Annotated in this window: 12 protein-coding genes; all 12 read left to right on the top strand. The window is 59.8% G+C overall.

Features of this window, described 5'->3' with window-relative positions; all coding sequences use genetic code 11:
* The first annotated feature begins 3 nt into the window (after positions 1-3).
* The 12 genes from D8U70_RS19920 (at position 4) to D8U70_RS19865 (ending at position 13,305) form a co-directional block, all read left to right on the top strand.
* Positions 4-2,919 (top strand): TIGR00180 family glycosyltransferase, encoded by a 2,916-nt coding sequence (locus D8U70_RS19920; RefSeq protein WP_130929574.1) that lies wholly within the window; start codon positions 4-6, stop codon positions 2,917-2,919.
* Positions 2,920-2,941: 22 nt separating this feature from the next.
* Positions 2,942-3,943: a UDP-N-acetylglucosamine 4,6-dehydratase (inverting) gene (pseB, locus tag D8U70_RS19915; RefSeq protein ID WP_130901151.1), complete on the top strand. Its 1,002-nt coding sequence runs from the start codon at positions 2,942-2,944 to the stop codon at positions 3,941-3,943.
* Entirely contained in the window at positions 3,940-5,100 is a 1,161-nt protein-coding gene (pseC, locus tag D8U70_RS19910) for a UDP-4-amino-4,6-dideoxy-N-acetyl-beta-L-altrosamine transaminase (RefSeq protein WP_130929573.1), read from the top strand. Before pseB ends, pseC begins: the two co-directional genes overlap by 4 nt.
* Positions 5,101-5,127: 27 nt before the next feature.
* The gene (locus D8U70_RS19905; protein ID WP_122611588.1) at positions 5,128-5,748 is read left to right on the top strand and encodes a pseudaminic acid biosynthesis-associated methylase; all 621 of its coding nucleotides are present in this window, start codon (positions 5,128-5,130) and stop codon (positions 5,746-5,748) included.
* Entirely contained in the window at positions 5,745-6,440 is a 696-nt protein-coding gene (gene pseF, locus D8U70_RS19900; RefSeq protein ID WP_130929572.1) for a pseudaminic acid cytidylyltransferase, read from the top strand. The genes D8U70_RS19905 and pseF overlap by 4 nt, the downstream gene beginning before the upstream one ends.
* On the top strand, positions 6,437-7,942 hold the full coding sequence (gene pseG / locus D8U70_RS19895; RefSeq protein ID WP_130929571.1) for a UDP-2,4-diacetamido-2,4,6-trideoxy-beta-L-altropyranose hydrolase: 1,506 nt from the start codon (positions 6,437-6,439) through the stop codon (positions 7,940-7,942). The genes pseF and pseG overlap by 4 nt, the downstream gene beginning before the upstream one ends.
* Entirely contained in the window at positions 7,935-8,987 is a 1,053-nt protein-coding gene (gene pseI, locus D8U70_RS19890) for a pseudaminic acid synthase (RefSeq protein WP_130929570.1), read from the top strand. The genes pseG and pseI overlap by 8 nt, the downstream gene beginning before the upstream one ends.
* Before the next feature lie 227 nt (positions 8,988-9,214).
* Positions 9,215-10,141 (top strand): ketoacyl-ACP synthase III, encoded by a 927-nt coding sequence (locus tag D8U70_RS19885; RefSeq protein WP_016771093.1) that lies wholly within the window; start codon positions 9,215-9,217, stop codon positions 10,139-10,141.
* Positions 10,142-10,228: 87 nt separating this feature from the next.
* On the top strand, positions 10,229-11,518 hold the full coding sequence (locus D8U70_RS19880; protein ID WP_130929569.1) for a 6-hydroxymethylpterin diphosphokinase MptE-like protein: 1,290 nt from the start codon (positions 10,229-10,231) through the stop codon (positions 11,516-11,518).
* Positions 11,515-11,781, top strand: a complete 267-nt coding sequence (locus D8U70_RS19875; RefSeq protein ID WP_073472784.1) for a hypothetical protein — start codon at positions 11,515-11,517, stop codon at positions 11,779-11,781. Before D8U70_RS19880 ends, D8U70_RS19875 begins: the two co-directional genes overlap by 4 nt.
* Before the next feature lie 242 nt (positions 11,782-12,023).
* Positions 12,024-12,875, top strand: a complete 852-nt coding sequence (locus D8U70_RS19870; protein ID WP_073472782.1) for a flagellin domain-containing protein — start codon at positions 12,024-12,026, stop codon at positions 12,873-12,875.
* A gap of 73 nt (positions 12,876-12,948) precedes the next feature.
* On the top strand, positions 12,949-13,305 hold the full coding sequence (locus D8U70_RS19865; RefSeq protein WP_039761159.1) for a flagellar protein FlaG: 357 nt from the start codon (positions 12,949-12,951) through the stop codon (positions 13,303-13,305).
* The last annotated feature ends 68 nt before the right edge of the window (positions 13,306-13,373 follow it).

Below are 13,373 nucleotides of genomic sequence, written 5' to 3'. Positions count from 1 at the left end.
GTTATGCAAGGCAAGTACAGTTCTGAACTGACGCTACCGCTCAACGAGTTGTTGACGGTGGTGCTGATTACTCACAATCGGCCGGCGTTCCTGCGCCGTGCGGTGAAGTATTACAGCAGCTTGCCCTGCCGAATCATGGTGCTGGATTCCACGCCGGAACGTCCGGAAGGCGATTTCTCCTCCGTCGATTATCATCATGTACCGCAATTCGCCTACTGGGGGATGCAGGCCAAACTGGCCTATGGCGTCGAGCAACTGAGCACGCCATACATGGTGCTGGCGGCGGATGACGATTTCATTGTGTTCGATTCGCTCTGCGAGTCTGTCGGCTTTCTTCAGGCCAATCGTGACTATGGCATGTGCCACGGCTATTGCCTGATGTACCTGGCGAAGGCCGATGGCGTGAACTACTACCGCCGCGACAAGAAGGTTCAGGAAGACTATTCGTCCGAGCGGGCGCAGGATCGCGTCATTGACTACATGAGTCAGTACATCCCGCCGTTCTACGCGGTGACCCGTACCGACCTGATGAAAACCTGGCACTCGTCATTGCCGCCGGGGACCAATTTCCAATGGCAGGAAATCGGGCATGTGTATTTCCTGCTGGCGAGCGCCAAGGCACGGATCCTGCCGATTCCCTATGTGGTACGCGAGATCAACTACTGCGTTTCCGAACACAATACCGACGTGTATCACTCGCTGACCTATGTTGATGGCAAGTCGGTCGCCGAACGAGAGGCGTTTGCCGAATTCCTCGTCTCGCTGCCGACCGGTATCCAGAACCTCGATGCAGGGCAGGCCAAGGCATTTGTTCTGGAGAGTTTTGCGGCGATGGCCGAGAGTCTGGCGGTCCGCCGGGCGCTGACTGCCGAGTTGATTTTCGAGTCGACCTGGAATCAGCAATTGCGGCGGCCTGATCGGCGCTTCGGCCCACTGCAGTACGTTGAGATGCCGTTCTACAACCAGACGTTTTTCGACCTTCTGGAACAGTTTGAATTCATGATGCACACCCTGCCGGCGGGTCGCCTCCAGTTGGAAGGGCTGGAAGGCATTTGGACGCGTCAGGCGCATCTGCTCCAGGCGCGCAATAACGATACGCCGGAGAGCGTGGTCGACCGGTTGTGGCAGGCGCATGATCTGAATGCGTTCAACCAGGTGGTTGCCAAGCGTCTGGCTGCGCAGCTGCAAGTGCTCGGTGACGAGACGGCGGCACAAGCCATGCATGAATGGGTCGCCCGCCTCGAGGCGCTGACGGTCGACGATCATCAGGTCACGTTCGACAAGATGCAATCGGGACGTTTGTTGAATTGGCTGGCTGCACGTGCGCCTGCCATCGAGCAGCTCGAGTCGATCAGCCAACACGTGGCTGCCGAAGGTGGTGGTCAGCAGTTCGGTATCTTCCTGCTTGATCTGGACAACGACATCGACAAGTTGCAGGTGTCGCTCGACAGCCTGGTCGAGGGGCACTGCAAAGCGTTCAGGATTGTCGTGTTCACCACTGGTGAAGCGCCGGCAGCGACCACTGCGCAGAACACCCTGCACTTTGTCCGTGTCACGCCCGGCAATCTCGTCGACAAACTCAACCAGAGCGCTCAGCAGTCGCCAAGCGACTGGTTGATGTTGGCTCAGGCCGGTGATGAGTTCACCGCTAGCGGCCTGTTGCGCGCCAGCCTTGAACTGATGGGTGCCGAGAGTGTGCGTGCGGTCGCCACCGATGAAATCCAGCGCAAGGAAAACGGCGCACTGGTCGACGTATTCCGCCCCGGTTTCAACCTGGATCTGCTGCAAAGCGTGCCGTCGCTGATGGCGCGGCATTGGTTGATCCGTCGCCAGGTGCTGCTTGACGCTGGCGGTTATCAGGCCGACTTCAGCAAGGCGCTGGAATTCGATCTGTTGCTGCGCATCATCGAACAGGGCGGACTTGACGGTCTCGCGCATCTCGACGAGCCGCTGCTGATCACCGAGCAGGCGCCTCTGGAAGAAAACGCCCACGAGCGTCAGGCGTTGCTGCGTCACTTGGGCAATCGCGGCTACAAGGCCAAAGTCACTTCGGCGGCGCCGGGCACCTGGCAGATCGATTATCGCCACACTGAGCAGCCACTGGTTTCGATCATTGTGCCGGTCATCGATGATTTGCCGGCACTGCGCCGCTGCCTGGAGGGCGTGCTGCTCAAAACCCGTTACAGCCGCTACGAAGTGCTGCTGGCAGCCAACGGCAAGCAGTCGGCAGCGGTCAACGACTGGCTGGGAACGCTGCGCCACGCCAAGGTCAATGTACTGCGTGCCGACCAGCCGCTGAGCGAAGTCGCCTTGTTCAACGCCGCCAGTGAGCAGGCGCAAGGTGAATACCTGGTGCTGCTGGCCGCGGACAGCGAAGTGGTCAACCCGAACTGGATCGATTCGCTGCTCAACCATGCCCAGCGTCCTGAGGTCGGCATCGTCGGCGCCAAACTCGTCGATCGCGATGGCAAAGTCGCCAATGCCGGTCTGATTCTTGGTCTGAACGAAGGCGTGGGTTCGCCTTTCATCGGCGAGCAACACAAGGCCGTGGGCTACATGCAGCGGCTGGTTGTCGAGCAGAATTATTCGGCCGTCTCCAGGGTGTGCCTGATGGTTGGCAAAGAGCTGTTCAATGCCCTTGGCGGCCTCGACGAAGCGACCTTCGCTGACGGCTATGCCGATGTCGATCTGTGCCTGAAGGCCGGTCAGGCCGGTTACCTCACCGTGTGGACGCCACTGGTGCAGGTGCTGCACACCGGCGAGCTGCCACAGGCGCCAGCGGCATTGGCGGCATTGCGTGAAAAATGGCCCGACGCCTTTGCCCAGGATCCGGCGTACAACGCCAACCTGGCCCTGAGCGGCAAAGGTTTCACTCTGGGCGAAAACGCCTCGATCAATTGGGCGCAGTTGCTCGCCTGAGCAGGCCGACAGGAACTACAACATGTTCAACGGACAATCGATTTTCATCTCCGGCGGCACCGGCTCGTTCGGCCGCAATTTCATCCGTCGCTTGCTGGAGCAATACCAGCCCAAGCGTGTGGTGGTGTTCTCCCGCGACGAGCTCAAGCAATACGAAATGCAGCAGACCTTCAATGCACCGTGCATGCGTTATTTCATCGGTGATGTACGCGATGCCGAGCGCTTGCGTCAGGCGATGCGCGGCATCGATTACGTGGTGCATGCCGCCGCGTTGAAGCAGGTGCCGGCGGCGGAGTACAACCCGACCGAATGCATTCGCACCAACGTCAACGGCGCGGAAAACATCATCGCCGCAGCGATCGATAACGGTGTGAAGAAAGTCGTCGCGCTGTCCACCGACAAGGCGGCCAGCCCGATCAATCTGTACGGCGCGACCAAGTTGCTTTCGGACAAACTGTTCGTCGCAGCCAACAATATTGCCGGCGAGCAGCAGACCCGTTTCGCCGTGGTGCGCTATGGCAATGTCGCCGGTTCGCGCGGCTCTGTAGTGCCGTTTTTCAGCAAGCTGATTGCTGACGGCGCGCAGGAATTGCCGATCACCGACGAGCGCATGACGCGGTTCTGGATCACTCTCGACCACGGCGTGCAGTTCGTCCTCGACAGCTTCGCCCGCATGCACGGCGGTGAAGTGTTCGTGCCGAAGATCCCGTCGATCCGCATCGTCGATCTGGCGCGCGGCATGGCCGAGCATCTGCCGCACAAGAACGTCGGCATTCGTCCCGGCGAGAAGCTGCATGAGCTGATGGTGCCGCTGGACGATGCGCGCATGACCCTTGAGTTTGAAGACCATTACACGATTCAGCCGTCGATTCGTTTTACCAGCGTCGACGTCGATTTCGCGGTCGATAAACTCGGTGAACGTGGCCGTGCCGTGGGCGAGGATTTCGAGTATCGCTCGGACACCAACCCGCATTTCCTTTCAGTGGGGCAGATCGCCGATCTGCACGCGAAGCTGTCGGTATGATTCCTTACGGTCGGCAGAGCCTTGATCAGGCGGACATCGATGCGGTGGTCGGCGTTTTGCAGTCGGACTGGCTGACCCAGGGGCCGACCATCGAACGCTTCGAGCAGGCCATGGCCGAGCGCTGTCAGGCCGATTTCGCCGTGGCGGTGTGCAATGCCACGGCGGCGCTGCACATTGCTTGTCTGGCCGCTGACCTGGGGCCGGGCGATCGCTTGTGGACCTCGCCGAATACGTTTCTGGCTTCGGCCAACTGCGGGCGCTATTGCGGCGCCGAGGTTGATTTCATCGACATCGATCCATTGACCTGGAACCTCGATGCCTTTGCCCTTGAAGCCAAGCTGGAACAGGCCGAACGCGACGGCACGCTGCCGAAAGTCCTGGTCGCCGTCGCGTTCTCCGGGCAGAGCTGTGACATGCGGCGCATCGCCGAACTGGCCGAGCGCTACAACTTCACCGTGATCGAAGACGCCTCCCACGCAGTGGGCGCGAGCTACGCCGGGCGCCCGGTGGGTTGTGGCGAATTTGCGGCAATGACGGTGTTCAGTTTTCACCCGGTGAAAATCATCACCAGCGCCGAAGGCGGCATGATCCTGACCAATCGCCCGGTGCTGGCCGAACGTCTGCGACGCCTGCGCAGCCACGGCATGACCCGCGATCCCGAGCACATGACCGAGCCGAGCCACGGGGCGTGGTATTACCAGCAGATCGAGCTGGGTTTCAATTATCGGATCACCGATCTGCAAGCGGCGCTGGGCCTGTCGCAACTGGGCAAACTGGATGAGTTTGTCGCGCGTCGCCGGGAATTGGCGGCGCGCTATGATCGCTTGCTGGCGTATTTGCCGATGACGTTGCCGAGCCCGCAGGAAGAGGCGGAGTCGGCCTGGCACTTGTATGTGATTCGCTTGCAGACCGAGCGCATCAGCCTCAGTCATCGTCAGGTGTTTGAAGGTTTGCGCGCAGCCGGTATCGGCGTGAATCTGCACTACATTCCCGTGCATTTGCAGCCTTACTATCGGGATCTGGGGTTTGCCGAGGGTGATTTCCCCGAGGCCGAGCGCTATTACGCCGAGGCGATCAGCCTGCCGCTGTTCCCCTTGCTGACTGATGAGCAGCAGGATCATGTAGTCGAGCAACTGCGCCGACTGACCGAACGATGACCGCTGCGGCGGTAGACGAGACTGTGTATGCGCGATCTGAGCGAGCAGGAAAGATTCTGGCAGGGTGAGTTCGGCAACCATTACGTTGAGCGCAATGTCGGCCAGGCGCTGGTGGCGGGCAATCTAGGGTTTTTCGCCAAAGCGCTGAGCCGCGCGGGTCGCGTCGACAGTCTGCTGGAGCTGGGTACCAACGCCGGCAACAATTTGCAGGCATTGCGTCAGTTATTGCCGCGTTGCGAACTGTTCGGTGTCGAGATCAACGAAAGCGCGTGCGCGCAGGCGCAGGCGCTGGACATCGCGCAAATCTGGCACGGCTCGTTGTTCGATTTTCCTGTCGAGCGCCGCTACGATCTGACACTGAGCAAAGGCGTGCTGATCCATCTGGCTCCCGAGCTGTTGCCGCGTGCCTATGCGCAGATGTACGAGCTGAGCCAGCGCTACATCCTGATCGCCGAGTACTACAATCCGGCACCGATGGAAATCGCTTACCGCGGTAACAGCGGCAAGCTGTTCAAGCGCGATTTCGCCGGGGAAATGCTTGATCGCTATGCCGATTTGCAACTGCTCGACTATGGCTTCGTCTATCACCGTGATCGGCAATTTCCGGCCGATGACATCACCTGGTTCCTGTTGGAAAAACGCCCTTGAGCAACGTCGCAATCATCCCTGCCCGTGGCGGCAGCAAGCGTATCCCGCGCAAGAATCTCTTGCCGTTCGAGGGCGTGCCGATGATTGTCCGCTCGATCCGCACAGCGCTGGAATCAGGTTTGTTCGAGCAGGTAGTGGTCAGCACCGACGATGCCGAGATTGCCGACATCGCGAGGGCGCACGGTGCGCAGGTACCGTTCATGCGCCCGGCGGAACTTGCCGATGATTACACCGGCACTGCGGCGGTCATCGTGCACGCACTGCAGCAGTTGCCGTCCTTCGATTTCGCTTGCTGCATTTACGCCACTGCGCCGCTGTTGCAGGCACGTTATCTGCGTCAGGGTTTGGAGTTGCTGGAGCAGCATCCGCATCGATCATTTGCGTTCTCGGTTTGCGATTTCGCGTTTCCGGTACAGCGTGCACTGACGGTCGACGGGGACGGCGCCTTGACGGCGTTGTATCCCGAGTTTCGCAATACTCGTTCGCAGGACTTGCCCGAGGCGTTTCAGGATGCCGGGCAGTTTTACTGGGGCCGCAGCGCGGCGTGGTTGCGCGGTGATGTGCTGTATTCGCCAGCCAGCCTGCCGGTGATTCTGCCGCGTCATCTGGTCCAGGACATCGACACCCCCGAGGACTGGAAACGCGCCGAATACCTGTACGCCGCGCTCAAGGCCGGCGGAGAGCTGCAATGAGAGTGCTGATCCGCGCCGACGCCTCGCCAACCATTGGCAGCGGCCACATTGCCCGCTGCCTGACCCTGGCGCGGGTGCTGAAACAGCAGGGCAGTCATGTCGCATTTGCCTGTCGGCGTTTGCCCGGGCATCGACTGGATGCCCTGAATGCCGACGGCTTCGAGACCTTCGCGCTGCCCGAGCGCTATCGTGATGAAGACCCGCTGCAGGCTATCGAATCGATGTTGCCGTGGCAGTTCGATATTGATGCACTGGGCCTGCTGCTGGACGGGCAGGCACCGTTCGACTGGATCATCGCCGACCATTACGGCCTCGATCATCACTGGCAAACCGCTGCCCGGCGCTGGGCGCACCGAATCGCCGCCGTGGATGATCTGGCCACGCGGCGCTACAGCGTCGATCTGCTGCTCAATCAGAATCTGTCCGGTCTTAGCGAAAACTACGCGCCGCTGCTGCCCCCAGGCTGTCGCACCTTGCTCGGCCCGCGCTACGCCATGCTGCGCGAAGAATTCAACTGCGAGGCCATCGAGATCAAACCGAAGGCGAGCCGGGTGCTGGTGAATTTCGGCGGTTTCGACGCGGCGAGGCAGACCCATCACGCGATGCTCGCCTTGGCTGATTTCACTGAATTGCAGGTTGATTTCGTCGCTGGCGCCGACAACCCGGCGTGGACGCAGATGCAAGCGTTGGCCGAGACGCGACCGAACTGGCGCCTGCACAGTTTCGTCAGTGATTTCCATCAGCGCATGACTGAGGCCGACCTGTTTATCGGCGCTGGCGGTGGCACCAGTTGGGAGCGCGCGGCGTTGGGCTTGCCGACCATCTGCATCGCAGTGGCAAACAATCAACAGGCCAACGGCGAAGTCATGGCCGCTGCCGGTGCGCATGTGTTCATGGGCGCCCGCGAGCAGGTCAGCGTCGAGCAGTTGCGTGATGCGGTCGGCTTCGTCGTAAACAATCATTTTCTACGCCGCAGCCTTGCCGAGCGCTCGCGGCAACTGGTCGACGGGCGCGGTGCCGCACGCGTCGCGGCGGCGCTGGCCGGCGCGGTGCTGAAACTGCGCCCGGCGACGCTGGACGATGAGCAGTTGCTGTTCGATGGGCGCAATGCTGAAGCGGTACGGCGCTGGTCGCTGGAAACCGGTGTGATCGATTGGACTCAGCATCTGAACTGGCTGACAGCGACCCTGCGCAATCCGCAACGGTTGCTGTTGATTGCCGAGGCGGACGACGGCCCGGTCGGGGTGCTGCGCTACGACTTGCGCGGGTTTGAAGCCGAAGTGTCGATCTATCTGCTGGAGGGGCGTTTCGGCCTCGGTTGGGGCAGGGCAGTGCTCAGCCGTGGCGAGGCGTTTGTCGCTGCGCACTGGCCACAATTGACACGCATCACTGCGCGGGTCATGCCGGCCAATCAGTCTTCATTGAAAGTCTTCCGCGACGCCGGGTTCATCCAGGAAACCTGCGCGTTCAGCCGTGTTTTGAAGGATCACCCGCATGTCTAGTTTCAAGATTGGCCACCACACCATCGGTGCCGATGCGCCGCCGTTCATCATTGCCGAAATGAGCGGCAACCATAACCAGTCTCTCGACGTCGCTCTGCAAATCGTCGAGGCGGCGGCCAAGGCCGGGGCGCATGCCTTGAAGCTGCAAACCTACACCGCCGAAACCATGACCCTGGATTTGGCTGAAGGTGAATTCTTCATCAAGGATCCGGGCAGTCTGTGGGCCGGCACGTCGCTCTACGATCTCTACGAAAAAGCTCACACACCGTGGGAGTGGCACGCGCCGATTTTTGCTCGGGCCAAGGAGTTGGGGATGCTCGCGTTCTCGACGCCGTTCGATGACAGCGCGGTGGATTTTCTCGAAGGCCTCGAGGTGCCGGCGTACAAGATCGCCAGTTTCGAAAACACCGATCTGCCGTTGATCCGTCGAGTGGCAGCGACCGGCAAACCACTGATCATCTCCACCGGCATGGCCAGCATCGCCGAACTGGATGAGACCGTGCGTGCCGCACGCGAGGCCGGGTGCAAGAATCTGGTGTTGCTCAAGTGCACCAGCACCTATCCGGCCACGCCCCTCAACAGCAACGTGCGCACGATCCCGCATCTGCGTGAGTTGTTTGGATGCGAGGTGGGGCTGTCAGATCATTCGATGGGCGTTGGCGTGTCGGTGGCAGCGGTGGCGCTGGGCGCGACCGTGGTGGAGAAGCATTTCACCCTCGACCGTTCCGCCGGTGGCGTGGACGCGAGTTTCTCCCTGGAGCCTGCGGAGCTGGCCAGTCTGGTCGTCGAAACCGAACGAGCCTGGCAGGCGATGGGGCGTGTTCAGTACGGTCCGACCGAGGCCGAGCGCAAGTCGCTGGTCTATCGCCGCTCGCTGTATGTCACCGCTGACATGGCTGCCGGTGAAGCCTTTACCGGAGACAATCTGCGCGCCATTCGCCCCGGCCTCGGTCTGCCGCCCAAGCACACCGAAGCCGTCCTCGGAAGCCGTGCGCGCACCGCGATCAAGCGCGGTACGCCGCTGGACTGGTCGCTGGTCGAATAGGCCAATCTGCCATCGATTCGGCAAAATAGCGTGACCTGCGAGTCATAACGCGCATCTTCACTGTATTGTATTGACCGGGGAGATGGCGCCTGGCCCGTTTTGCGGTTCCAGTGATAGCCCTTTGCGCTTCCCGTGGCTGCCCGTTGTGGCGGCCGTTTTCTGTTTGTCGGCGCCCCTCGAATCCTTGCGAGCGGTGGTTTTGGGCTGTTTTTTATTGGGAAGCCGTAATGATTGGCATAAAAAGCATTGCGAGCTACGTTCCTGTAGCCGGCGTGGACAATTACGCACAAGGTGCAAAATTCGAAAAGGATGAAGAGTTCATCCTTGGCAAGATCGGTTCGGCGTTCCTGCCGCGCAAAGACGCTGAGCAGGAAACTTCCGATCTGTGCGTGGAAGCGGCCAATGCGCTGTTTGCCAGCAATCCTGAACTGAAGCGTGAATCGATCGACGCCTTGATTGTCGTCACTCAGAACGGTGACGAAGAAGGCTTGCCGCACACAGCAGCAATCGTCCAGGACAAACTCGGCCTGCCGACCAATGTCGCAGCGTTCGATATCTCTTTGGGCTGCTCCGGTTATGTTTACGGCATCTACGCGATCAAGGGCTTCATGGAAGCCGCCGGCCTGAAGAACGGCCTGCTGATCACTGCTGACCCATATTCGAAAATCGTTGACCCTGAAGACCGCAACACCACCATGCTGTTCGGCGATGCCGCCACCGCTACGTGGATGGGCGAAAATCCGACCTGGGCGCTGGGCAAGGCCAAGTTCGGCACCGACGGTTCCGGCGCACCCCACTTGAAAGTCAGCAACGGCGTGTTCTTCATGAACGGTCGTCAGGTGTTCAACTTCGCATTGCTGAAAGTCCCGGCGCACTTGCACGAGCTGCTCGACGATTCCAATCTCAAGGCCGATGACATCGATGCATTCTGCATTCACCAGGGCAGCGCGGCGATTGTCGACGCCGTGGCGCGACGCTTCGAAGGCGAACCGGAGAAGTTCATCAAGGACATGGTCGAGACCGGCAACACCGTGTCGTCGAGCATTCCGCTGCTGCTGGAAAAACACGTGCTTGATTCCGACTGGCAGCGAGTTGCACTGAGCGGTTTTGGCGTGGGCCTGTCATGGGGCTCGGCGATCATTTATCGCCCGTAAGCGCGAGCAAAAAGCACTGATACAAAAATAGCGTTCAAGGTTAACCTTGAACGCTATTTTTTTGCCCGAGAAGGAGCGCGAGGCGCCATGAGCGAGTTTTTCCAAGCCAATGCCGAGGTGTTGCAACGGCGCTGGCCGGCGCTGTTCGAGCGATTGATGGCTGAAGACAGCGCGTCCGTACAGGCCGAACTCGTGCAAGGGCTGGGCTCGACGCTGAGCGTTGATGGCATTCAGTTGACCAGTCGCCATGATCGTCTGCATGAGGCGCAGGTTCAGGCGGCAAGCCTGCCGGCAAAACCGCATCTGCATGTCTATGGCACCGGCCTGGGCGATTTGCCCGGCGTGCTGCTCGATCGCGCAGACCTGGAAAAACTGTACGTGCACATCCTCAACGGCGCGCTGTTCGCGCTGGTACTGCAACTGCTTGATCAGCGCCAATGGTTGGAGGATCCTCGGGTCGAGCTGTTATACGCCGGTGATCATCCTGACTTCTTCACGCCATTCTTTGCTTTGCCCGCCGAGATGCTGCTGGCCGATGACTTCAACGCGAAGATCCGCGACCGGCTGATCAATGAAGTGCACCTGACATTCAACAATCGCGATTTCGATCCGCAGTCGCCAGAAATCCAGCAACGCTTGCAGGACTGTCTGCCGGTGCTGCTTGGCGATGACGATGTCGCGCAGCTGTTCAGCAGTTGCGCTGGACGTGAAATCTACGTGATCGCCACCGGGCCGACACTGGAGCAGCATTTCGAACGTCTGGCGGCGATACGTCAGCGTGCCGAGCGGCCGTTGTTCATCTGTGTTGATACCGCTTATCGGCCGCTACGTGAGCACGGCATCGTGCCTGATCTGGTTGTGAGTATCGATCAGCGCATCGGCTTTCGGCATCTGCCCTTCGAGACGTCTGACGGCATTACCCTGGTGTACCTGCCGATGAGCGACCCGCAGGTATTGAAGGCATGGAAGGGCAAGCGCTATGGCGGCTATTCGGCCAGCCCGATCTATACCGAGCTGAAAGAACGGTATCCACGCGGCGAGCTGCACGTCGGCGGCAGCGTGATCCATCCGGCGGTGGATCTCGCGGTGAAGATGGGCTCCGAGCGAATCACCCTGTTTGGCGCTGACTTCGCTTTCCCGATGAACAAGACCCACGCCGGTTGGGACGACGGCGATCTGGGCCCGCCGCTGGCCCAAGCGCGGCACTGGGTGCGCGATGGCCACGGTCAGCGCGTCAGCACTCAGCTGAATTTTCGTGGCTATCTGTGTGTGCTGGAGCGGTATATCGCCGCGCATCCGCAGGTCGAGTTTCTCAACAGCAGCCGCGCCGGTGCATTGATTGCCGGGACCACTTTCAATCCGGAGTTCGTGCAATGAGTACGCTGAGTCAGTGTCAGGATCAGTGTCGTCAGTGTGCGGCGTTGTTTCGCCTTGGGCGTGACGTTGAGGCGGCACTGACGATGGTCGATGTATTCGAACAGGCCCAGCAATGTCTGGCGTCTGCCTCAGTGGATATCCAGCAGGCGTGGGCACAGGTGCTCACGCAAATGCTCGACTGTCAGGAGCGCCAGGACTGGTTGGGGCTGGCTGACTATATGGAATACGAACTGGTCGAATTGCTGGAAACTGCCAGGCGCTGAGCCGCTGCGCAGCGCTGGCCCGCGGCTTTGCGTTACAGGCGGTTTTATGACGTCATTTTTTCGCGCTGGATGTGCTGCTAAGTCTTTGTTTTCTCGGGGGTGGCGTGGTGATGGCAAAATTTTTTCAAAAAGCCCTCAAGCAACCTGCAATCCCGACGATAACTATTACGAAGGTTCTCTAGGCCATACCCGGCGGTTGCCAGGGCCGGAAGCCGCAGTACCCAACCAACGAGGAATTCGTCATGGCTTTAACAGTAAACACCAACACCACATCGTTGAACGTTCAGAAAAACCTGAACCGCGCTTCCGACGCTCTGTCCACTTCGATGCAGCGCCTGTCTTCCGGCCTGAAAATCAACAGCGCCAAAGACGACGCCGCTGGCCTGCAGATCTCCAACCGTATGTCCTCGCAGATCCGCGGTAACACTCAGGCCATCCAGAACGCCAACGACGGTATCTCCGTTGCCCAGACCGCTGAAGGCGCTCTGCAAGCTACTACCGACATCCTGCAGCGTATGCGTGAACTGGCTGTTAAAGCCCGTAACGGTACCAACGGCACTGCTGACCAGACCGCTACCAACGCTGAATTCGCTCAGATGTCCGACGAGATCACCCGTATCTCGGCTTCGACCAACCTGAACGGCAAAAACCTGCTGGACGGTTCGGCTGGCACTGTGACCCTGCAAGTGGGCGCAAACACCGGTTCGGCTAACCACATCGACCTGGTACTGAGCTCCAAGTTCGACGCCGTCAGCCTGTCGGTTGGCAGCGGCACTGTTGTACTGACTGGCGCCAGCCCTTCTGACGCTGCCGTCGCCATCGACAGCGCGATCACTGCAATCGACGCAGCTATCGCTAACATCGGTGCAACCCGCGCGAGCCTGGGTGCTTCGCAAAACCGTCTGACCAGCACCATCCAGAACCTGCAGAACATCACTGAAAACACCACCGCTGCTCAGGGTCGTGTACAGGACACCGACTTCGCCGCTGAAACTGCTAACCTGACCAAGCAGCAGACTCTGCAGCAAGCTTCGACCTCCGTACTGGCTCAAGCCAACCAACTGCCTTCCGCTGTACTGAAGCTGCTTCAGTAATTTCGGAATGAGTTTAAGCGGGGGAGTGCGCTTGTCGTGCTCTCTCGCTTTTTTACGTTAAGAGGTGATGGGCATGGACATGAGCGTAAAGCTTAACGTGTCTTATCCGGCTCCCAAGCCAGTGACACCGGTTGCTGACAAACCGTCAGAGCTGCCTAAAGTCCAAAAGACTGAAGCGCCGGTCGCTGCCAAGGATCAGGATGCGGACGGCGCCAAGTTGAAACTGGCGGTGCAAGAGATAGAAAAGTTCGTCCAGTCGATCAAGCGCAATCTGGAGTTCTCGATCGACGAGCATTCCGGCAAGGTCATCGTCAAGGTGATCGCGAGCGAGACGGGTGAAGTCGTTCGACAGATTCCTTCCGCCGAAGCCCTCAAACTGGCCGACAGCCTCGCCAATGCAAGTCATGTATTGTTCGACGCCAAAGTCTGATAAATGGCATGAATAGTGTTTGTTCGTTCTCAGGACGCGTGTAACGGTCAAAAGAATGGCAACAATCT

The organism is Pseudomonas sp. Sample_20 (assembly GCF_004307585.1).
Lineage (GTDB): Bacteria > Pseudomonadota > Gammaproteobacteria > Pseudomonadales > Pseudomonadaceae > Aquipseudomonas > Aquipseudomonas atacamensis.
The sequence above is the reverse complement of the archived record's forward strand: the minus strand, read 5'-3'. Positions and strand labels throughout refer to the sequence as shown.

Coding starts and splice junctions, on each gene's coding strand:
- D8U70_RS19905 (WP_122611588.1), top strand. CDS start 5,128: ATGCGCGATCTGAGCGAGCAGGAAAGATTCTGGCAGGGTGAGTTCGGC.
- pseC (WP_130929573.1), top strand. CDS start 3,940: ATGATTCCTTACGGTCGGCAGAGCCTTGATCAGGCGGACATCGATGCG.
- D8U70_RS19870 (WP_073472782.1), top strand. CDS start 12,024: ATGGCTTTAACAGTAAACACCAACACCACATCGTTGAACGTTCAGAAA.
- D8U70_RS19880 (WP_130929569.1), top strand. CDS start 10,229: ATGAGCGAGTTTTTCCAAGCCAATGCCGAGGTGTTGCAACGGCGCTGG.
- D8U70_RS19885 (WP_016771093.1), top strand. CDS start 9,215: ATGATTGGCATAAAAAGCATTGCGAGCTACGTTCCTGTAGCCGGCGTG.
- D8U70_RS19875 (WP_073472784.1), top strand. CDS start 11,515: ATGAGTACGCTGAGTCAGTGTCAGGATCAGTGTCGTCAGTGTGCGGCG.
- D8U70_RS19920 (WP_130929574.1), top strand. CDS start 4: ATGCAAGGCAAGTACAGTTCTGAACTGACGCTACCGCTCAACGAGTTG.
- pseI (WP_130929570.1), top strand. CDS start 7,935: ATGTCTAGTTTCAAGATTGGCCACCACACCATCGGTGCCGATGCGCCG.
- pseG (WP_130929571.1), top strand. CDS start 6,437: ATGAGAGTGCTGATCCGCGCCGACGCCTCGCCAACCATTGGCAGCGGC.
- pseB (WP_130901151.1), top strand. CDS start 2,942: ATGTTCAACGGACAATCGATTTTCATCTCCGGCGGCACCGGCTCGTTC.
- D8U70_RS19865 (WP_039761159.1), top strand. CDS start 12,949: ATGGACATGAGCGTAAAGCTTAACGTGTCTTATCCGGCTCCCAAGCCA.